Annotated in this window: 20 protein-coding genes; 12 read left to right on the forward strand and 8 right to left on the reverse strand. The window is 59.4% G+C overall.

Going from position 1 to position 19,379, the window contains the following annotated elements:
- Nucleotides 1-45 precede the first annotated feature (45 nt).
- The 4 genes from VOY09_RS00590 (at nucleotide 46) to VOY09_RS00605 (ending at nucleotide 4,011) form a co-directional block, all read left to right on the forward strand.
- Nucleotides 46-1,233: a glycerate kinase type-2 family protein gene (locus VOY09_RS00590; protein WP_322892830.1), complete on the forward strand. Its 1,188-nt coding sequence runs from the start codon at nucleotides 46-48 to the stop codon at nucleotides 1,231-1,233.
- A 45-nt stretch (nucleotides 1,234-1,278) separates the two neighbouring features.
- Complete coding sequence (locus tag VOY09_RS00595) at nucleotides 1,279-1,950, forward strand: Crp/Fnr family transcriptional regulator (RefSeq protein WP_322892829.1); 672 nt, start codon at nucleotides 1,279-1,281, stop codon at nucleotides 1,948-1,950.
- Nucleotides 1,951-2,025: 75 nt separating this feature from the next.
- Nucleotides 2,026-2,238 (forward strand): DUF2892 domain-containing protein, encoded by a 213-nt coding sequence (locus VOY09_RS00600; protein WP_322892828.1) that lies wholly within the window; start codon nucleotides 2,026-2,028, stop codon nucleotides 2,236-2,238.
- Nucleotides 2,239-2,298: 60 nt separating this feature from the next.
- The gene (locus VOY09_RS00605) at nucleotides 2,299-4,011 is read left to right on the forward strand and encodes a SulP family inorganic anion transporter (RefSeq protein ID WP_322892826.1); all 1,713 of its coding nucleotides are present in this window, start codon (nucleotides 2,299-2,301) and stop codon (nucleotides 4,009-4,011) included.
- 60 nt (nucleotides 4,012-4,071) lie between these two features.
- Here VOY09_RS00605 and dctP read toward each other — a convergent pair whose 3' ends face one another.
- From dctP to VOY09_RS00635, 6 genes are all read right to left on the reverse strand, one after another.
- Nucleotides 4,072-5,127, reverse strand: coding sequence for a TRAP transporter substrate-binding protein DctP (gene dctP / locus VOY09_RS00610; RefSeq protein ID WP_322892825.1), 1,056 nt, complete (start codon nucleotides 5,125-5,127; stop codon nucleotides 4,072-4,074).
- 26 nt (nucleotides 5,128-5,153) lie between these two features.
- Nucleotides 5,154-6,722, reverse strand: coding sequence for a TRAP transporter large permease (locus VOY09_RS00615; RefSeq protein ID WP_322892824.1), 1,569 nt, complete (start codon nucleotides 6,720-6,722; stop codon nucleotides 5,154-5,156).
- Nucleotides 6,722-7,318, reverse strand: coding sequence for a TRAP transporter small permease (locus VOY09_RS00620; RefSeq protein WP_322892823.1), 597 nt, complete (start codon nucleotides 7,316-7,318; stop codon nucleotides 6,722-6,724). The genes VOY09_RS00615 and VOY09_RS00620 overlap by 1 nt, the downstream gene beginning before the upstream one ends.
- A gap of 75 nt (nucleotides 7,319-7,393) precedes the next feature.
- A complete protein-coding gene (locus VOY09_RS00625) occupies nucleotides 7,394-7,912 on the reverse strand; it encodes a flavin reductase family protein (RefSeq protein WP_322892821.1) in 519 nt (172 codons plus the stop codon).
- Complete coding sequence (locus VOY09_RS00630; protein ID WP_322892820.1) at nucleotides 7,912-8,802, reverse strand: aldo/keto reductase; 891 nt, start codon at nucleotides 8,800-8,802, stop codon at nucleotides 7,912-7,914. Before VOY09_RS00630 ends, VOY09_RS00625 begins: the two co-directional genes overlap by 1 nt.
- Nucleotides 8,802-9,959, reverse strand: coding sequence for an LLM class flavin-dependent oxidoreductase (locus VOY09_RS00635; protein ID WP_322892819.1), 1,158 nt, complete (start codon nucleotides 9,957-9,959; stop codon nucleotides 8,802-8,804). Before VOY09_RS00635 ends, VOY09_RS00630 begins: the two co-directional genes overlap by 1 nt.
- Before the next feature lie 101 nt (nucleotides 9,960-10,060).
- On the opposite strand from VOY09_RS00635, the gene VOY09_RS00640 reads away from it, so the two are divergent.
- From VOY09_RS00640 to VOY09_RS00660, 5 genes are all read left to right on the forward strand, one after another.
- Entirely contained in the window at nucleotides 10,061-10,768 is a 708-nt protein-coding gene (locus VOY09_RS00640) for a GntR family transcriptional regulator (RefSeq protein ID WP_322892818.1), read from the forward strand.
- Nucleotides 10,765-11,862: a Gfo/Idh/MocA family oxidoreductase gene (locus tag VOY09_RS00645; RefSeq protein WP_322892817.1), complete on the forward strand. Its 1,098-nt coding sequence runs from the start codon at nucleotides 10,765-10,767 to the stop codon at nucleotides 11,860-11,862. The genes VOY09_RS00640 and VOY09_RS00645 overlap by 4 nt, the downstream gene beginning before the upstream one ends.
- A 531-nt stretch (nucleotides 11,863-12,393) precedes the next feature.
- Nucleotides 12,394-13,575 carry a CoA transferase gene (locus tag VOY09_RS00650; RefSeq protein WP_322892816.1) on the forward strand — a complete coding sequence of 394 codons (1,182 nt, stop codon included), beginning with the start codon at nucleotides 12,394-12,396 and terminating at the stop codon, nucleotides 13,573-13,575.
- 15 nt (nucleotides 13,576-13,590) lie between these two features.
- Nucleotides 13,591-14,607, forward strand: coding sequence for a zinc-binding alcohol dehydrogenase family protein (locus VOY09_RS00655; protein ID WP_322892815.1), 1,017 nt, complete (start codon nucleotides 13,591-13,593; stop codon nucleotides 14,605-14,607).
- Nucleotides 14,608-14,735: 128 nt separating this feature from the next.
- On the forward strand, nucleotides 14,736-15,497 hold the full coding sequence (locus VOY09_RS00660) for a L,D-transpeptidase (RefSeq protein WP_322892814.1): 762 nt from the start codon (nucleotides 14,736-14,738) through the stop codon (nucleotides 15,495-15,497).
- A 38-nt stretch (nucleotides 15,498-15,535) separates the two neighbouring features.
- On the opposite strand, the gene VOY09_RS00665 is transcribed toward VOY09_RS00660, so the two are convergent.
- Entirely contained in the window at nucleotides 15,536-15,973 is a 438-nt protein-coding gene (locus VOY09_RS00665) for a hypothetical protein (protein WP_322892813.1), read from the reverse strand.
- A gap of 173 nt (nucleotides 15,974-16,146) precedes the next feature.
- Here VOY09_RS00665 and VOY09_RS00670 point away from each other — a divergent pair, with 173 nt between their 5' ends.
- Genes VOY09_RS00670 through VOY09_RS00680 form a run of 3 tightly spaced genes read left to right on the forward strand, consistent with a single transcriptional unit; the run spans nucleotide 16,147 to nucleotide 18,703 of the window.
- Nucleotides 16,147-17,148, forward strand: a complete 1,002-nt coding sequence (locus VOY09_RS00670; protein WP_322892812.1) for an ABC transporter substrate-binding protein — start codon at nucleotides 16,147-16,149, stop codon at nucleotides 17,146-17,148.
- A gap of 2 nt (nucleotides 17,149-17,150) precedes the next feature.
- A complete protein-coding gene (locus VOY09_RS00675; RefSeq protein WP_322892811.1) occupies nucleotides 17,151-17,945 on the forward strand; it encodes an ABC transporter ATP-binding protein in 795 nt (264 codons plus the stop codon).
- Nucleotides 17,942-18,703, forward strand: coding sequence for an ABC transporter permease (locus VOY09_RS00680; protein WP_322892810.1), 762 nt, complete (start codon nucleotides 17,942-17,944; stop codon nucleotides 18,701-18,703). Before VOY09_RS00675 ends, VOY09_RS00680 begins: the two co-directional genes overlap by 4 nt.
- On the opposite strand, the gene VOY09_RS00685 is transcribed toward VOY09_RS00680, so the two are convergent.
- The gene (locus tag VOY09_RS00685; RefSeq protein WP_322892809.1) at nucleotides 18,700-19,362 is read right to left on the reverse strand and encodes a hypothetical protein; all 663 of its coding nucleotides are present in this window, start codon (nucleotides 19,360-19,362) and stop codon (nucleotides 18,700-18,702) included. The two genes, VOY09_RS00680 and VOY09_RS00685, sit on opposite strands and share 4 nt — an antisense overlap.
- Between the last annotated feature and the right edge of the window lie 17 nt (nucleotides 19,363-19,379).

A 19,379-nucleotide genomic window follows, 5' to 3' on the forward strand; every position in this document is an offset into this window, starting at 1 on the left:
GTAAGGTGGATCATTTCCACCTTACGGGCAGGGAAGAGGTCAGACATGAACGATATGCGCAGCACCGCGCGGCGGATTTTCGAGGCGGGTGTACTGGCCGCTGACCCCGTTGCTGCTGTCACCCGGCATCTGGATGATCTGCCCAAGCCTGCGCTGATCGTCGCTGTCGGCAAAGCCGGGCGCGGCATGGCGCAGGCTGCGCTCGCGCATTTCTCTGCTGTGCCTAGCATTGTCGTCACCAATGTTGAGAACGCTCAATCGCTCGAAGGCGCCGAGGTCCATGCCGCAGGCCACCCCGTCCCGGATGAGAGCGGCGCAAAAGCCGCAAAGGCGGTGATCACCGCCTTGCAAGCCGCACAAGGCCCTGTGCTGGCGCTGATCTCAGGCGGTGGATCAGCCTTGTTACCGGCCCCTGCGGGGGCGCTGACGCTGGCCGACAAGGTTGCAGTCAATGCGCTGCTTTTGGGCTCGGGCCTTGATATCCGCGATATGAACCTGATCCGCCAGCAATTGTCCGACATCAAAGGCGGCGGGTTTCTGCGCCATGCCGCGCCCAATCCGGTGACCGCGCTGATCCTGTCCGATGTGGTGGGCGATGATCTGGCCGCGATTGCCAGCGGCCCCACGGTTGGGCCGATTGGGACAGCTGAAGAGGCGATCAAGCTGCTGCGCAAGGCCTGGCTTTGGGATCAGGTGCCGCAAGCTGTGCGTGATCATCTGACGATGGCAACCCCTGTCGGTGACCTGCCGCAGGCGCGCAATATCCTGATCGGCTCGAACAGCCAGAGCCTTGCCGCCATGGCGCAGGCAGCAGGCGAGGCTTATGTGATCCCCGAACCCATCATTGGCGATGTGGCCGATGCCGCGCGGCTGATCTGCGATCAGGCGCGGCCGGGCATCACGCTCTGGGGTGGTGAAACCACCGTGGTGTTGCAAGGCAACGGGCGCGGCGGGCGCAATCAGGAACTGAGCCTGCGCATCGCGCTGGAAGCGCAGCGGCGCGGCTGGCGCAACTGGACCTGCCTGCAAGCGGGCAGCGACGGGCGCGATGGGCCGACCGACGCGGCAGGCGGGATCGTGGATCAGGACACTTTGGGCAAGATCACGGATCTGGACGCGCTCTTGGCCAATAATGACAGCTATGCTGCACTCGCGCAGGCGGGTGATCTGTTGGTCACCGGCGCGACAGGCACCAATGTGGCCGATCTTGGCGTGTTGATCCGGCGGGGGTGACGCGCGCCGCGCGGGGATTATTTGCAACAAAGCGAGGCAGGCGCAATGGCGCAGGACGGCACATGGCTGGACAGATTTGCAGGGCTGGCGCAGCTGGAACCTGCCGTCAGGGCGCAATTACTGGCACGCAGTGCAATCATCACGGCCCCCGCTGGCGCTCTGATCTTCGGCCCCGGCAAATCGCCGGAAAACATGCTGTTTCTGCTGTCCGGCAGCGTGCGGGTGCAGCAGGTGTCGGAAACCGGGCATGATATCGTGCTGTACCGGATCGCTGCGGGGGAAAGCTGTGTGCTGACCACCGCCTGCCTTTTGGCGTTCGAGGATTATGCCGCCGAAGGCATTGCCGAGACCGATATCACCGCCGCCGCGATCCCGCGCGATCTGTTCGATGATCTGGTGGCGCAGTCAAAATCGTTCCGCAATTTCGTCTTTGCCGCCTTCTCCAAACGGATCACCGATCTGTTCCTGATGATCGATGAGGTGGCGTTCCAGCGGATCGATGTGCGGCTGGCCGACAAACTCCTGAAACTCTCCGGCGGTGGCGACAGAATCGCCACGACGCATCAGAACCTCGCCGTTGAACTCGGCACCGCGCGCGAGGTCGTGTCGCGCCAGTTGCAGGAGTTCCAGCGCCGTGGCTGGATCGCGCAAGCGCGCGGCTCGGTCACTTTGCTTGATCGCGCCGGGTTGTTGCGGCTGGCGCAGCATCATTCTTAGTCTTGGTGACATAGTCACCGTCACGGCGCGCCGGATAGGCTAGGGTCAGGGCAGAGATTTGAAGGAGTTTCAATCATGCCTGTCAATGTTGGCGATATCGACCGTGTTTTCCGCGTTGTTCTGGGGATCGTGCTTTTGGCACTGCCCTTTGTCAGCGGGCTTACCTTGTTCAACAGCCCCTTTGCCATTGTGATTTCTGTGGCGCTCGGTCTGGTGATGCTGGTGGTCGCGGCGACGCGGTCCTGCCCGCTTTATACGCTTTTGGGTGTCCGCACCTGCAAGATGTAATCTTCGCGATAAACCTGACCGCTTGCAGATTTTGCAAGCGGCACAACTGGCCAGAATAAAATGCATATCCCATTCGCCCGTTACCTGCCCATCCTGTCATGGGGGCGGGATTATTCCCGTTCCGACCTTGGCAATGACCTGACCGCCGCGTTTATCGTGACGATCATGCTGATCCCGCAATCGCTTGCCTATGCTTTGCTGGCGGGGTTGCCAGCCGAGGCGGGGCTTTACGCCTCCATCGTGCCGATCATGCTTTACGCGGTCTTCGGCACCAGCCGCAGTCTGGCCGTGGGGCCGGTGGCCGTCGTGTCACTGATGACCGCCGCTGCGCTGAGCAATATCACCGAACAAGGCACGATGGGTTATGCGGTCGCCGCACTGTCGCTGGCCGGGCTGTCAGGGGTGATCCTGCTCGCCATGGGGCTGTTCCGGCTGGGCTTTGTCGCGAACTTCCTGTCGCATCCGGTGATTGCGGGATTCATCACCGCATCGGGCCTGATCATCGCGGCGAGCCAGATCAAACACATCCTCGGGATCTCTGCCGATGGGCATAATCTGCTGGACCTGCTGGTCTCTCTCGGGCGCAATCTGGGCAACATCCATTGGATCACGGCGGTGATCGGCGTGTTGGCGACCGCGTTTCTGTTCTGGGTGCGCAAAGGGTTGAAACCTTTGCTGATCAAACTCGGCCTAGGCGCCGGGTTGACCGGCTTTCTGGTGAAACTGGGGCCAATTGTGGTGGTCGTCGCGACCACTTTTGCGGTTTGGTATTGGGCGCTCGATGCGCGCGGCGTCAAGATCGTCGGCGCAGTTCCGCAGAGCCTGCCGCCCTTTACCCTGCCCTCCGTTTCGCCCGCATTGCTGGGGCAATTGCTGTTGCCTACCTTTCTAATCGCGATCATCGGTTTTGTGGAATCAATTTCCGTCGCGCAAACGCTGGCCGCGAAAAAGCGACAGCGCATTGACCCGGATCAGGAGTTGATCGGGTTGGGTGCGGCCAATATCGGCGCGGCCTTCACGGGCGGTTTCCCTGTGACGGGTGGCTTTGCGCGTTCAGTGGTGAATTTCGATGCCGGGGCCGCGACACCGGCGGCGGGGGCGTTTACGGCTGTGGGGTTGGCGATTGCGGCTGTGGCGCTGACGCCGCTGATCTATTTCCTGCCGATCGCGACCTTGGCTGCGACGATCATTGTGGCGGTGCTGAGTCTGGTTGATTTCTCGATCCTCAAACGCAGCTGGGCCTATAACCGGGGTGATTTCGCCGCTGTGGCCGTGACGATCCTGCTGACATTGGCGCTGGGGGTCGAGGCGGGGATTTCCGCAGGCGTGCTCTTGTCAGTGCTGCTGCATCTTTACCGCTCGTCCAGGCCGCATATCGCCGAGGTGGGCCAAGTCCCCGGCACCGAACATTTCCGCAACATCCTGCGCCATGACGTGATCACCCACCCCAGCATTCTGTCGTTGCGGGTGGATGAAAGCCTCTATTTCGCCAATGCCCGCTGGCTGGAAGATCAGATCCAGATCCGCGTCGCCGGTGACAAGGCCCTGCGCCACGTGATCCTGCAATGTTCGGCGGTCAATGAGATTGATTTCAGCGCGCTGGAATCGCTTGAGGCGATCAATGACCGCTTGCGCGAAATGGGCGTGCAATTGCATCTGTCCGAGGTGAAGGGCCCGGTGATGGACCGGCTGCGCGAACAGCATTTCTTGCAGCAATTGTCGGGACGGGTGTTTTTGTCGCAATATGACGCGGTGCAGGGATTACTTCCGTAAGGCGGGGTTCACCCCGCCGCCATGAAAATAGGTCGGGGAGAACCCCGACCTACATTTCGATCAGTTCAGATCAGCCGCATAATCCCCTTCCAGACCAGCCTCGACCTCGGCGACGGCCTCTTGCAGGGCGGCAAGGATTTCCGGCCCGCCCTGCACGTTTGCGCTGAACCAGTCATGCACGGGTGCAGCGGCCTCAGCGAAGAGCGCTTTCTCCTCGGGCGTCGGCACATAGATATCACCGCCACCGGCGGTGAATTCTTCATAGGCCGCGATTGATTTGCGCTTGGGCGAGGCGAAGGTCGCCTGTTGCAAGGCATAGAACCCGTCGACAACGATGCGGCGCATATCTTCGGGCATGGCAAGGAAGGCGTCGTTGTTCATCCACCAGATCGCACCGACATAGGAATGTTCGTCCAAGGTCAGATATTGCAGCCCGGCATCGGGGAATTTCATGTTCATGATATCGGTGATGCCGTTGGCGGTGCCTTCAACAACGCCGGTCTGCAATGAGCTGAACAATTCAGGCCATTGGATCGGTGTCGCAGCAGCGCCCATCGCCTCGACCAGCTGGATCGGCAGATCGGCGACCACAGTGCGCAGTTTCAGCCCTTCCAGATCGGCAGGCGTCTGCACCCGGCGTTCAGTATTGGCAAAGCTGCGCCAGCCGCCGGTATTGCCAATGGTCATCAGGCGGATCGTGTTGCCGCTGTCGGCCAGCGCCATATCGCGCATGGTGCGGACGAAATCACCCTGCAGCACAGCCTCGGCCACGCGGTCACTGGTCATCAGATAAGGCAGGTCAAGCACCTGCACATAAGGGAAAATCCCCGCCGCCCCGCCGGAGGTCGAGATATAGACATCGATCGAGCCTTCGGAGACACCTTCAAGGCATTCCTCACCCGTTGCACAAAGCTGCGTGCCGATGAAGAGTTCCACCGCGATCTGCCCGTTAGAGGCCGCTTCAACGTAATCCTTGAACACGACCAGACCGTCGTAATCTTCGTCCTCGGTATTGGAATTGGCGGTGGCGCGGATGGTGAATTCCTGCGCGGCCAGCGCCATTGGCGTGATCAGCACAGCGGCTGTGGTCGCCAATTGGGTCAGTTTTTTCAGCATGATATCCTCCCTGTGGATGCTGTTGATTATTGTATCGGCGCAGGGCTGATACAGGCGGAAAAGCCAATCTCCGGGCCGCAGCCCAGAAAACCGGCCAAATATGGCACCGTCATCGAAATGGCGGGGACATAGGTGATCAGGAAAATAATGAAAATTTCCACCGCCAGAAACGGCAGGATCGCCTTGGCAATGGTTTCAACCCTTTCGCCCGACACGGTCGAGGCCACGAACAGCACCAGCCCCATCGGCGGCGTGGCAAGGCCCACTGTCAAATTCACGCTCATGATGATCGCGAAATGGACCGGATGCACGCCCATCTCGACAAAGATCGGCCCCAGAATCGGCCCGAGGATGATGATCGCGGGTCCCGCATCCAGAAACATGCCGACGATGAACAACAGCACATTGATCAGGAACAGCAGGACAAGGGGGTTCTCGGACAGCGACAGGATATAATCCGACAAGATTTCTGGCGCATAGGACAAAGCGACAACGGTTTTGAACGCCACCGCAGCGCCGACCAGCAACAGCACCGCCGATGTGGCAAAGGCAGAGCGTGTCAGCACACCGGCCAGATCGCTGAACTTCATCGAGCGCAGCACGAAAAACGACACGATCAGCGCATAGGCGACAGCGACGGCAGAAGCCTCGGTCGGGGTGAAAACACCGATCAGGATGCCGCCCAGAATGATGATCGGGGTCTGCAACGGGGCCACGCCCTTTTTGCAGATCATGCGGAAATCATGGCTGACGCGGCGGCGGTAACCGATCAGGATGAAATGTGATGCCACCAGCAAGGCCGCGAAGACCACCCAAAGGTTCAGCGCCTGAACCGTCTCGCCCGCCCCGTCCACGCGGGCCAGCCCGACATAGCCTGCGATCAACGTGTAAAGCCCCATCAGCAGCCCGGCGAAGTTGATCCGCAACAGCACAAAACTGACCCAATATTCGCTGGGCGAGATGGTCTGGTTCTTGCTGACGATCCGTTCCGCCTTGGGCAGGTCATAGCGGTCGGCCATCAGCCGGACCATGATCATCAAGCCCACACCGACCAGAACGCCCGGCACGATCCCCGCAAGAAACAGCGATGCGACGCTTTCGCCCATCACATAGGCATAGATGATCATGATGCCCGAGGGCGGGATGATCGGCCCGATCACCGAACTTGCCGCAGTGATGGCGGTGGCGAAGCGGCGGGTATAGCCGTTCTTTTCCATCGCGGGGATCATCGTCGACCCGATGGCAGAGACATCCGCCACCGCGGACCCTGACATGCCCGCAAACAGCATTGATGACAGGATATTCACATGCGCCAGCCCGCCGCGCAAATGCCCCATGAAGGCCTGCGCGAATTCCACCAGCCGCGTGGTGATGCCGCCGCGGTTCATAATCTCGCCCGCCAGCATGAAAAACGGCAAGGCCATCAGCGGGAACGAATCCATCCCATTGTAAAGGTTACGATAGAGGCCCGCGACGACATTGCGGGTGTCCCCTTCGGCGATGATCATCGCGAAAGGTGCCGCCATCAGCGCAAAAACCACCGGCAGGCCGACCATGATCAGGATCAGGAACAATGGCAGGAACAGGATCAGCATTATTCGGCCCCCGCCACTTCAACAGATTGCATCGGCGTCAGCCTTTCGCCTTGGCCAAACAGCATGATCACCTGCCGCAGGATCAATTCCACACTGACCGCGATCAGCAGGTTCACCCCTACCCAAAGAGAGGCATATTGATAATTATTCTGAAAACTTGCGCCGCAACGCCCGATCTCGACCCCGAAGGGCCAGCGCAAAGATGACGAACAGCCACGCCCGGACAAAGTATCCAGATGATTGTTCAGCCCGCGTTCCCAGGCGATGATCAAGACCCAAAGCGAGATGGCAAGCAGCAGCAGCGACAAAAGCCCCGACAGCAACCGGGGCAGGGCGCGTTCCAGCATATCGATGGCGACAAAGCCGCCCATCCGGTAGGCCAAGGGCGCCATCAGCCCGGTCATCCAGAGCATGCCGAACCGCGCGCCTTCTTCGGTCCAGTTCGGGGCGGCGTTCATGATATAGCGGAAAAACACCTGCCCTAGGATCAGCGCGACCATGACGACAAGGGCGGCGACCGCGATCAGCCGACCGACGGCAAGGACCGCGGTGTTGAACCGCTCCAGCGGCCACAAGATACCAAACAGGACCGACATCGGCTCCTCCCCTGTTCATGTTGCGCATATGGGCCGCGGCCCCTTGCCCCCAGCGGGACAATCCCCCCGGCTGTCCTACTCTGGCGATGGTTTTGACTGATGGAAAGTGCCGTATTTCCCGCCGTGAAAAACCAGCGGATCGCCGTCGATGTGATGTGCCTTGGTCACGCGGCCCACGACGATCACGTGATCACCGGCGTCATGGCTGGCCGCAAGGCTGCATTCAAAGGTTGCCAAGGCACCCGCGATGATCGGCATGCCGCAATGCGACAGATGCGTCGGCACATCGCGGATCGCCGTCTTGGACCCAATGATCGCGGCACAGATATCGCGCTGATCAGCGGACAGGACATGGATCGCGAACCGCTCGGCCTTGGCGAAATATTCAAAACGACGCGATGATTTGGCAGGCGACCACAGCACCAAAGGCGGGTCGAGCGAGACAGAGGCAAAGCTGTTGGCGACAATCGCCACCGGTCCATCGGCGCCGTCCGTGGTGATCACCGTCACGCCGGTGACGAAAGCCCCCAAAGCGCCGCGAAAACTGTCGCTATCGGCATGCGGATCAAAGGTCTGAATCGTGCCTTTTTCCATTACGGGACCTCCTGGCCAAGGGCTGCGGTATAAAGCGTGAACCAGGTTTCACGATCCATGCGGACTTTCAATGCGTCAGAAAGATTCTTGATCCGGGCGATATTATTGGTGCCCATGACCGGCATGATCCGCGCCGGATGCGCCAGCAGCCAAGCCACCGCGACAGCGGCTGTGTCAACGCCCTGCGTTTGCGCGACATCGTGCAGGGCATCCTGGACAGCACCCGCGCCGCTCATCAGCGCGCCGCCGCCCAAAGGCGACCAGGCCATGATCGGCGCGCCGAATTCCTGAAGATAGGCCACATCGCCATTGGTAAAGGCGTGATGCGCGCTCAGCGATGCTTCGATCTGGTTGGTGACAAGCCGCGCCTGCATCGCCGATTGCAGCAGGGTCCAGTCATGGCGTTTGAAATTCGACACGCCGACGCTGCGGACCTTGCCGGAGGTGATCAGCAGGTCAAGCGCCGCACCCGTGGCGTGATGATCCATCAGCGGATCAGGCCGGTGGATCAGCAACGTATCGATCCGCTCAATCCCCATCAGCCGCAGCGAATGATCCACCGATGCGGTGATATGCGCAGGCGTGGTGTCGTAATATTTGACAGGCGCATCAGCATAGCGCCCGGCGGGGGCGATGATATCGCATTTGGTGACGATCTCGATCTGGTCTTTCAGGGCCGGGGCCGCGCGCAGGGCATTCCCGAGCACTTCCTCGGCCTCATAGCCGCCATAGATATCGGCCTGATCCATCGTGGTGATACCCTGATCCAGACAGGCCTCGATCTTGGCCTGCACATGCGCGGGGCTGGTGTCGGTATCATCGTCCAGCCGCCACATGCCATAGATGATGCGGCTGAAAGACAGGTCTTCGTTGATCTTGATACGCTCCATCAGCGGCGCTCCCCTTTGCCCAAAGGCGTGGCTGGTGTCTCATCCGGCACACGCCCATAGGCATGTGGCAGCGAACAGGTTTTCAGATGCGGCATGACGCGGGTGCCGAAATGTTCCGCCTCATCCATATGCGGATAGCCGGAAAAGATGAAGGCGCGGATGCCCATCTTTTGATAATCTTCGATCTTGGACAGGATCTGATCGGTGGACCCGACCAAAGCCGCCCCACAGCCCGACCGCGCCCGCCCGATCCCAGTCCAAAGGCCCGGTTCGGTATAGCCGAATTGATCCGCCAATTCGCGCGCGCGGGCCTGATGCGCCACGCCCAAACTGATACTGTCATGCGCGCGGTCGCGGATCAGTTTGCCATATTCGTCGTCCAGTTTGCTGGCGATGTAGTCGGCGTATTCCTTGGCCTCGGCCTCGGTATCCCGCACGATCATATGGACCCGCAGCCCGTAATCCAGCGTGCGGCCATGGGCGGCGGCGCGGGCATGCACATCCTGCATCCGCTGCGCCAGCACATCCTTTGTCTCAGGCCACATCAGATAAACGTCGCATTGCGCACCGCAAAGCTCCAGCGCGTCAGGCGAATAGCCGCCGAAATAGAGCAGGGGTCCGCCATTTTGCTGGTAAGGGCGGGCAGGGTCGGTGGTCAGTTTGCTGATCTGATAGATCTCGCCGTCATAGCTGACCTCATCCTGCGTCCAGCATTTACGCAGGATTTCAACCACTTCATGACTGCGTTTGTAGCGATACTTGCTGTCGGCCACTTCGCCCGGAAAATCAGAGCTGATCACGTTCAGCGTCAGCCGCCCCTTGAGCATATGATCCAGCGTGGCAATCGTGCGGGCCAGCATGATCGGTTGCACCTCACCACAGCGGATCGCGGCGAGGAAATTGATCTTTTCCGTCAGCGGCGCCATGCCTGCGACGAAAGATAATGTATCCTGCCCGACCTGATAGGATGACGGGGCAAGGATATTGCGAAACCCCTGCGCCTCGGCGGTCAGGGCGATATCGCGGCAATGTTCCCATGACGAGCGCAGATCGCCGTCCGGCACGCCCAGAAACTGGTAATCGTCAGAACACAGCGCGGAAAACCACGATACCTCTGCCGCATCAAGATCGGCGCTGGTGACTGGCACGATGCTCATTGATTCCCCTCCCACGGATCTTCTGATTGCACTTGCGTAGCACGGCAATTCATGTGCAACAATCCTGTATCAATTTATGGCGCGCCGGGGAGGGGCAGGCCATGGCGACACAATCAGCCTTGCCCAAATTCGTGCAGATCAGCGAAATGCTGATCCGTGAGATTGCCGCCGGCCATCTGGCCGATGGCGCGCGCCTGCCGCCAGAGCGCGAGATGGCCGAAGATCTGGGCATCGCCGTTGGCACCCTGCGCAAGGCTTTGGCCGATGTCGAAGCCAAGGGATTGCTGGAACGTATTCAAGGCTCTGGCAATTACATCCGCCGCCGCGAACAAGTGGACTCGGTCTATGCGTTTTTCCGGCTGGAACTGACACGCGGCGGTGGCCTGCCCACGGCAGAGGTGCTGTCGGTCGATCTGCTGGAAAAACCTCGCGATGCGCCGCCCTTTGGCGATCACCGGGAAGGGCACCGGATCCGCCGCTTGCGATCTTTGGGCGGCATCGTGATCGCGATCGAGGAAATCTGGCTCGATGCTGGCGCGGCGGAGGCGATCGGGCCGGATGACCTGCTTGACTCGCTCTACCTGTTCTACCGCGACCGCCTCAAACTGGTGATCGCCAGTGTCGAAGACCGGATCGGCATCGCCGCCTTGCCCGACTGGACGCCGGATCGCTTTCACCTGCGGCCCGGTGCCATGACAGGATTTATCGAGCGTAACTCATATCTGGCAGGCCGGGTGCCTGTCGAATTTTCGTGCACATGGTTCGATGCGGACCGGGCGCGGTATATTTCACGCATGGGAAAAGGATGAAGAACGTGCAAACCGTGAACTACGGGCTGGTCGGCTGCGGCATGATGGCCCGCGAACATATCCAGAATATCAATCTGTTGCCGCATGGGCGGGTCAGCGTCGTCTATGACCCGGTGCCGGAATTGGCGCAGGCGGGGGCGGAACTGGCAGGCGGCGCATATATCGCTACCAGTCTGGATGATTTGCTGGCTTTCGCCGCGCTGGATGCCATTGTCATCGTCAGCCCAAACCATCTGCATGTCCCACAACTCCAGCAAATCGTCGCGACACGGCCCCTGCCGATTCTGTGCGAAAAACCGATCTATACCAACCCGTCCGAAGCGCCCTTGTTGGATGCATTGTTCGCGGATTACCCGCATCCCGTCTGGGTCGCGATGGAATACCGCTACATGCCCCCGGTGGCAGCGCTGATCGCGCAGGCCGAGGCCGCGACCGGTGGTGTCAAGATGCTGACGATCCGCGAACATCGCTTTCCGTTTCTGTCCAAGGTCGGCGACTGGAACCGCTTCAACGCAAAAACCGGCGGCACCTTGGTCGAAAAATGCTGCCATTTCTTCGATCTGATGCGGCTTATTTTGCAAGATGAACCTGTGCGCGTGATGGCCAGCGCTGGGCAGGCGGTGAACCATCTGGATGAACGCCATGACGGGCAGGTGCCGGATGTCTGGGACAATGCCTATGTGATTGTCGATTTTGCGCGTGGCAGCCGGGCGATGCTGGAACTCTGCATGTTCGCCGAAGGATCACGCTATCAGGAAGAGATTACTGCGGTGGGCCCGTCAGGCAAGATCGAGGCTTTGGTCCCGGGACCGGGCCGGTTCTGGCCGATGGCGCTGGGCGAGCCACCGGTGCCGCAGCTGATCATCAGCCCGCGCGACCCCAAGGGGCCATTCGTGTCGGAAATCCCGGTTGATCCCACGCTTTTGGAAGCAGGCGATCACAACGGATCAACTTTCTATCAGCATCAGCGGTTTAACGCGGTGGTTCGTGGTGAAGGGGCGGTTGAAGTCACCGTGCGCGATGGCGCGAGAGCAGTCGCTATGGGCATCGCAGCGCAAGATAGCGCGCGAAAGGGCCAAGTGATTTTGCTTTGATCTGAAGAGATGAGACTGCTGGCAGGACGCCTATCCTGCCAGCAATGTTACGGTCGCCACAAGGCGTTCGCTAACCTTAATACCTTTTAAAAACAAAAACATCGCACTGGTAACAACAAAATATACACCGAAAAACTGAACTGTTTAATGTACTCGTTACACATGCAGAGCACTCTGAAAACACGGCCACTCGCTTCTGCTGGATGCGGCATACTCCAATACATTTCGATGGGTCAATGCATGTTTTGCGTGTTCTGTGGTGCAACCTGACCTAAAGGACAGGTTACGCCGGAATGACGTGGGGTCAGGCGCTGATCTCGCGGCGGGCTCAGCAAAAATAAGTGTCGTTAACGTTTTCCATTCACGCAATTGAGAGCCACGATTCGCAATTTTCCGCCCCGCCTGTGCCAAGGCGGCAGCGAAATGCACAATCGGGCGTTGTGACGTCGAAATGGCGGGTGCAGGCAGCCCTTGACGAAGCCACCCCGGACCGAGACATTCGCCACGAAACGGCGGCATAGGGGACACGGCATGACAGGCGCACTCGATGGGATCACGATTCTGGACCTGACCCGCATTCTGGCCGGACCGACCTGCACCCAATTGTTGGGTGATCTGGGGGCCGATGTGATCAAGGTGGAAAATCCATTGACCGGCGGCGATGACACCCGTGGCTGGGGGCCGCCCAATGTTTGTGACATTGTAGGCCAGCCCACCGATCTGTCAGCCTATTTCATGGCCGCCAACCGCAACAAGAGATCGGTCAGCATTGATATTGCCACGCCGCAGGGGCAGGCGCAGGTCCGCGCGTTGGCGGCAAAAGCCGATATCGTGGTGGAAAATTTCAAACCAGGCGGTCTGGCGAAATATGGCCTTGGCGCGGATGATCTGCTGACCCGGCAGCCGGGGCTGATCTATTGTTCGATCTCGGGTTTTGGTCAGACTGGGCCGAACCGGGATAAACCGGGCTATGATCTGATGGCGCAGGGGTTTGGCGGCATCATGAGCCTGACGGGTGAACCGGATGGCGCGCCGATGAAAGTCGGCGTCGGCATCGCCGATGTCATGTGCGGCATGTATGCGACGGTCGGTATTCTGGCCGCTTTGCGCCACAAGGACCGCACCGGCGAAGGCCAGCATATCGACGTCGCTTTGGTGGACAGCCAGATTGCCTGGATGATCAATGAAGGCACCAATTATCTGGAATCCGGGCAGGTACCGCAGCGGCGCGGCAATGGGCACCCCAATATCGTGCCTTATCATGTCTTTGCCGTGGCGGATGGCCATGTGATCATCGCCGTCGGCAATGACAGCCAATTCGCGCGGTTTTGCGATTTTCTGGGCTGTGCAGAGGTGGCGCAGGATGCGCGCTTTACCACCAACATCGCGCGCATCACCAATCGTGATGCATTGATGGAGGTCATCGTGCCGAAACTGGCTGCACAGACCTTGGCGGCAGTGATTGCTGGGCTGGAGGCGCGCAAGGTTCCCGTCGGGCCAGTCCATACGATTGACCAGGCCCTGACGTCGGATCAGGCCAAGGCGCGTGAAATGGTGGTGACCATGCCGCGCCCCGATGTGCAGAAAGGGCAGGTGCGTCTGCTGGGCAATCCGCTGAAATTGTCGCGCACGCCCGTCACCTACCGCCTTGCCCCGCCGCATTTTGGACAGGACACAGATGCGGTTCTAGGCGATCTGTCCGTCGAAGATTGAACAAAGGAATATATGATGAAAGCTGTCGCCCTGACCCGGTATTTGCCTGCCACTGACCCGCAGGCCTTTGTCGATGTGGATTTACCCAAGCCTGTGCCCGAGGGCCGCGATATTCTGGTTGCGGTCAAGGCGGTGTCGGTCAATCCCGTCGATACCAAAGTCCGCAAATCCAAAGGGGCCGATGTGGTGGAAAACCCGCCGCGCGTGCTGGGATATGATGCAGCGGGTGTCGTCGCGGCTGTCGGCCCTGACGTGACGCTGTTCGCGGTCGGCGACGCGGTCTATTATTCCGGCGATATCACGCGATCCGGGTCCAACGCTGAATTCCAACGGGTCGATGAACGCATCGTTGGACGCAAGCCGCAAAGTCTCGATTTCGCGCAGGCCGCAGCCTTGCCGCTGACGACCATCACGGCCTATGAAAGTTTCTTTGACCGGCTCGGCATTGACCGCGATGGGGCGGATGCGGGTGAAAGCATCCTGATCATCGGGGCAGGGGGCGGTGTCGGGTCCATTGGTGTCCAACTGGCCAAGGCCGCTGGATTGGTTGTGATTGCCACCGCATCGCGACCGGAAACCAGCGCATGGGTGACGGAGCTTGGCGCGGATCACGTGATTGATCACCGGGGCGATATGGTGGCACAGGTCCGCGCCCTTGGATTGCATCACGTCGATCACATCACGATCTTTAACGATATGCGCCATTGGGATGCAGCGGTAGAGCTGATCCGTCCGCAAGGTGGTATCGTGTCGATTGATAATACTGATGTGCCAATGCCGATGGCGGCGATGAAAACCAAGTCGGCCAGTCTGCATTGGGAATTCATGTTCGCCCGCGCGATGTTTCAGACATCAGACATGATCGCACAGCATGATCTGCTGACCTATGTGGCCGGTGAGATCGACGCCGGGCGTATCCGCACAACGCTCGATACCGTGCTGCGCCCGATCAATGCGGAAAACCTGCGCAAGGCGCATCAGATGGTCGAAACCGGCACGGTCAAAGGCAAAATTGTGCTGGAACAATTCTGAAACTTGTCTGTTGGCGACTTGTCACACCACGAAGTTGTGTCTGCCCGGCAAGTGTAAACCCCTTGTCACAGGGGCAGGTGCCTCTTAGACGTGGCGAAAATACACTTGTTGCAACTGGATCGGACCCAATGCTGAATAGACGTCATTTTATCGTAACGGGTGCTGCTTTGTTCTCTCAGCCACTGGCGGCCCAGACCATGGTAGACCCTGAAACGCGGGCGTTGCTTGGCGGAAATATCGACATCCCGCCGAGTTTGCCAGAAGCAGCGGTGCCCGAGATTGTAGAACCCGTCGTGCGGGCACCTGTCTCGCCTCCGCATATGTGGCCTGTCTGGGACCGTCGCGTCACCCCTGCCAATTACGATCCTATGACGACCAACCCTTGGGGCTTCCACCCACGGTTTCTGCCGACCTTGGTCGAAGCGAATGCCAGCCTGCGGCCCGGCGATATCCATGTCGATGCTGTTGCCCGCTATCTTTACCATGTGCGCGGCGATGGCACCGCGATGCGCTATGGCGTGGCCATTGGGCGTGGCGATCTTTATGAACCGGGCACCTATACCGTGCAGCGCAAGGCAAAATGGCCGACATGGCGGCCCACCAATGCGATGATCGAACGCGATCCGGGGTCCTATGAGCGGCATTCCGATGGTATGGATGGCGGCCCAAACAACCCGTTGGGCGCGCGCGCACTTTATCTGTTTGTCGGCAACCGTGACACTTATCTGCGTATTCATGGCACGCCAGAGCCACGTTCAATCGGCAGCCGCGCCAGTTCCGGCTGCGTGCGGATGGTGATGCCCCATATCATCGGGCTTTACGAACAGGTGAATACCGGCGTGACCGCCGTGCTTTACCCGGCCGAAAACACCGTCACAGCACGCAGCTAGAGGTGTCGGGCGGTGCGCCTAATGGCGCACCTGATCTATCAAACCGCAGGCGCAGGCGTCGGGATCGCTTCCGGTGCTGGCCCACAGATCGGCGCACCCCGCACAGAGCGCAGCGGCAGCAATGTCGTCTCAACCGGGCCCTGATGCTGATACCAATAGCAATTGTCCTGTTCCAGCAGTACTGCCGTATTCAGATCCTGAAACGGTGCTGCGATATCGCGCACCTCCTGCGGGATGGAGGTGCTGACTGGGTCTGGCGCATTGCCAGCTGTCGGCATCGGCATCCCGGTACAGGCACCCAGAGCCATGACCGGCCCCAACAGCAGCGATTTTGTCGATAGTTTCATCCGTTTCTCCAACTCATTCTGGCCAAGGCCGCATTTGTTACTGTCGTGATTGGCAGCACCTTTGTCGATGCGCAACAGCCTGTCAGCATCATCGGCGATTTTTCCACCAGATCGCTGATCGCGCAACATGGTAGCGCCGCAGTCTTTCCGCTTGCTTTTGGGGCAAGCTGCACAATAATTGATCAAATGCTGGCAGGCTGGCGCGGATTTGGCAGGAAGAATGCGGGCAATCTGGTGTATTCGCGCGGCACAGATGACATCTGTTCGGCAATAAGATCAATTTATCAACGGGGACATTCATCATGTTTAATCGGACAATTCTGGCTTTGGCGCTGACCGGCGCTTCAGCGGTTCATGCGCAGACCGAACTGCCCTTCACTCTCGACTGGCGTTTTGAAGGGCCTGCAGCACCGTATTTCGCCGCCATCGACAACGGTAATTTTGCCGCTTTGGACCTGAACGTGACGGTCGCTGCCGGTGACGGTTCGCTTGACGCCATCCCAAAGGTTGCGACGGGTGCTTTTCCCGTGGGCATGGCCGATATCAACAGCCTGATCAAATTCCTTGACCAGAACCCCGGCGCGCCGGTCATTGGCGCGATGATGATCTATGATAAACCACCCTTTGCCATCATTGGACGTAAATCCCTGGGCATCGACACACCGCAAAGCCTTGAAGGGCGCATCCTTGGTGCGCCACCGCCCGACGGCGCCTGGGCGCAATTCCCGATCTTCGCGGCTGAGAATGACCTTGATATGTCCGCGATCACGGTCGAACCGGTCGGTTTCCCGACCCGCGAACCGATGCTGGCCGAAGGCAATGTCGCGGCGATCACCGGCTTTTCTTTCACATCTTATCTGAACACCGCCCGTCTTGGCGTGCCAGAAGATGATCTGGTCACCTTGCTGATGGCCGATTACGGCGTTGAACTTTACGGCAACGTCATCATCGTCAACACCGAATATGCCGAAGCCAATCCCGAGGTGATCTCCAACTTCCTGCAAGGCGTCGCCGAAGGCTGGGCCGCCGCGATTGCCGATCCAGAGGCGGTGATTCCGCTGCTGATGTCGCGCAATCCTGCTGCCGATGCGGAATTGGAACTGCGCCGGTTGGAATTGTCGATCGAGGATAATGTGGCGACAGACTGGGTTATGGACAACGGTTTTGGCATCATCGATGACGCGCGGATGGCGGTATCGCTCGACCAGATCGCCACGACCTATGAATTCGTCAATGAACCCGATGCCGCAATCTATTTCACCGATGCCTATCTGCCCGAGGGCGGGTTTTCGCTGGCTGAATAAGCGTGGACAATCTGATTGATATCAAAGGGGTGCGGCATGCTTATCGCACCGCTTCTGGCCCGCTTCCGGTGTTGGATGGTCTGGAACTCTCCGTGCCGGAAGGGGGCTTTGTCGCCGTTGTCGGCCCGTCAGGCTGTGGCAAATCCACCCTGACGCGGCTGGTCGCGGGCCTGCTGATCCCGGACGAGGGCGAGGTGCTTGTGCATGGCACCCGCATCACCGCGCCAAGGTCCAATGTCGGCATGGCGTTTCAGAACCCGGTGCTGCTGGAATGGCGCACGATCCTGCAAAACGTGCTGCTGCCGTTGGAAATTGTGCCAACCAAGCTGTCCAAAGCACAAGGCGAGGAACGTGCGCGCAAATTGCTGGCGCTTGTGGGTTTGGAAGGCTTTGAAAACAAACGCCCCTCAGAATTATCGGGCGGGATGAAACAACGCGCCTCGCTCTGCCGCGCGTTGATCCATGCGCCAGAGGTCTTAATCCTTGATGAACCTTTCGGCGCGCTGGATGCTTTCACGCGCGAAGACCTGTGGCAGATCATGCACCGCGTCAAGGCCGAGGAACCCTTTACCGGCGTGCTGATCACGCATGATTTGCGCGAATCCATATTCCTTGCCGATCAGGTCGTCGTCCTGTCAGGCCGGCCAGCGCGCACGCAATATGTGATGGATATCCCCGATACGGGTGTCCGCACGCTGGATCATCTTTACACGCCCGAGGCCGCCAATATGCTCAACATCCTGCGCCACCAGATCGAGGTCGCCCAAGGCCGCGTGCCCGCCGGGGTGCAGCCATGAAAGCGCAGCAAGTGGCGGTGCCGGTCGCCGCACTGGTGATCTTCCTGATCCTGTGGGAGGCTTTGGTCTGGGTCATGGGCTGGCCCACCTATAAAATGGCCGCCCCCAGCGATCTGCCGCCTGCCTACGTGAAATATGCCGAGCTTTTCCTTGTGATGGGATGGCAGACGCTGTGGCGGACGATGGCGGGCTTGTTGCTCGCTGTCATTTTTGGCACGGCGCTTGGCATGATCATGGGTTTTTCGCGGCTCATGCGCGATGCGCTTTATCCGCTGCTGGTGGGGTTCAATGCCGTGCCAAAGGCGACGGTGGTGCCGATCATCGCGCTTTTGTTCGTCGGCTGGCATGATTTCAACACGGTGCTGATCGCCTTCATGATCAGTTTCTTCCCGATTGCCGTGTCGGTTTCCATCGGCCTTTCGACGCTGGAACCCGAGTACCGCGACATTCTGCGGTCTTTGGGTGCCTCGCAATCCACGATTTTCTGGAAAATCGCCTTGCCCAAGACCCTGCCGGAATTCTTTGGCGCGTTGAAGGTCGCGGTCACGCTGGCCTTTATCGGGACGAATCTGATGGAGATTGTGTCGCCGCATGGCCGCGGCCTTGGTGCCTTGTTCGACAGCGGCAAGACCAATTCCGATTACCCTCTGATGTTCGCGGTACTGATCGCCTTGGCGCTGCTGGGGATTTTTCTCTACTACATCGTGGTTGCGCTGGAAAAAACCTTCGCCGGTTGGGCGGATCGCAGCAATATCTAGCTGCGGTCCCTGCGCCGGGCCTTGTGATATAGGTGCCGGTTAAGCTTGATGAAATCATTCAGCAGCCGTGACAACAGCCCGGTCTTGCGCCCCTTGAGATAGGCATAGCCCGCCAAGGCCCCAATGATCGCCCCGATGGCGTCAAAGATCAGGTCGCGCATCGTGTCAATTTCGCTTTTCTGCATATTGGTGCCGAAAAGCTGATCCATCGCGAATTCAAAAATCTCCCAGACCGCGCCGATGCTGAGCGCGAAGGTGAATGCCAGAAAGGCAATGGCACTGGGTGGCGCGGCGAAATTATCACCGTCAAACAGCATATAGATGAACAAAAACCCGATCATGCCGAGAGCCACGGCCGAGGTTGCATGCAACGCGATATCCCACCACCAGATCCGGTAATAAATATCAAAGACTTCGCCCATGATCAGCGAGGCGACGATGAACACCACGATACCCACGACAAAAGGCATCGGCAGAGCAATGTCATAGCGCGATGCCAAAAAATTCGGTGCCAGCGACAGGATCAGCGTCAGCGATGACATGGCGGCCAATGGCCACCAGCTTTCCCAGACCGCGACGATGATCGACAGGAGCAGGGCAATCCAGACCGGCGTCAGATATCGCAGGTTGGCGGCATTGTATCGTGATCTGTCGCTCATCGGACTGGTCTTTCATG

The organism is Yoonia sp. 67-2 (assembly GCF_035117555.1).
Taxonomy (GTDB): Bacteria; Pseudomonadota; Alphaproteobacteria; order Rhodobacterales; family Rhodobacteraceae; genus Yoonia.

Coding starts and splice junctions, on each gene's coding strand:
- VOY09_RS00590 (WP_322892830.1), top strand. CDS start 46: ATGAACGATATGCGCAGCACCGCGCGGCGGATTTTCGAGGCGGGTGTA.
- VOY09_RS00595 (WP_322892829.1), top strand. CDS start 1,279: ATGGCGCAGGACGGCACATGGCTGGACAGATTTGCAGGGCTGGCGCAG.
- VOY09_RS00600 (WP_322892828.1), top strand. CDS start 2,026: ATGCCTGTCAATGTTGGCGATATCGACCGTGTTTTCCGCGTTGTTCTG.
- VOY09_RS00605 (WP_322892826.1), top strand. CDS start 2,299: ATGCATATCCCATTCGCCCGTTACCTGCCCATCCTGTCATGGGGGCGG.
- dctP (WP_322892825.1), bottom strand. CDS start 5,127: ATGCTGAAAAAACTGACCCAATTGGCGACCACAGCCGCTGTGCTGATC.
- VOY09_RS00615 (WP_322892824.1), bottom strand. CDS start 6,722: ATGCTGATCCTGTTCCTGCCATTGTTCCTGATCCTGATCATGGTCGGC.
- VOY09_RS00620 (WP_322892823.1), bottom strand. CDS start 7,318: ATGTCGGTCCTGTTTGGTATCTTGTGGCCGCTGGAGCGGTTCAACACC.
- VOY09_RS00625 (WP_322892821.1), bottom strand. CDS start 7,912: ATGGAAAAAGGCACGATTCAGACCTTTGATCCGCATGCCGATAGCGAC.
- VOY09_RS00630 (WP_322892820.1), bottom strand. CDS start 8,802: ATGGAGCGTATCAAGATCAACGAAGACCTGTCTTTCAGCCGCATCATC.
- VOY09_RS00635 (WP_322892819.1), bottom strand. CDS start 9,959: ATGAGCATCGTGCCAGTCACCAGCGCCGATCTTGATGCGGCAGAGGTA.
- VOY09_RS00640 (WP_322892818.1), top strand. CDS start 10,061: ATGGCGACACAATCAGCCTTGCCCAAATTCGTGCAGATCAGCGAAATG.
- VOY09_RS00645 (WP_322892817.1), top strand. CDS start 10,765: ATGAAGAACGTGCAAACCGTGAACTACGGGCTGGTCGGCTGCGGCATG.
- VOY09_RS00650 (WP_322892816.1), top strand. CDS start 12,394: ATGACAGGCGCACTCGATGGGATCACGATTCTGGACCTGACCCGCATT.
- VOY09_RS00655 (WP_322892815.1), top strand. CDS start 13,591: ATGAAAGCTGTCGCCCTGACCCGGTATTTGCCTGCCACTGACCCGCAG.
- VOY09_RS00660 (WP_322892814.1), top strand. CDS start 14,736: ATGCTGAATAGACGTCATTTTATCGTAACGGGTGCTGCTTTGTTCTCT.
- VOY09_RS00665 (WP_322892813.1), bottom strand. CDS start 15,973: ATGTTGCGCGATCAGCGATCTGGTGGAAAAATCGCCGATGATGCTGAC.
- VOY09_RS00670 (WP_322892812.1), top strand. CDS start 16,147: ATGTTTAATCGGACAATTCTGGCTTTGGCGCTGACCGGCGCTTCAGCG.
- VOY09_RS00680 (WP_322892810.1), top strand. CDS start 17,942: ATGAAAGCGCAGCAAGTGGCGGTGCCGGTCGCCGCACTGGTGATCTTC.
- VOY09_RS00685 (WP_322892809.1), bottom strand. CDS start 19,362: ATGAGCGACAGATCACGATACAATGCCGCCAACCTGCGATATCTGACG.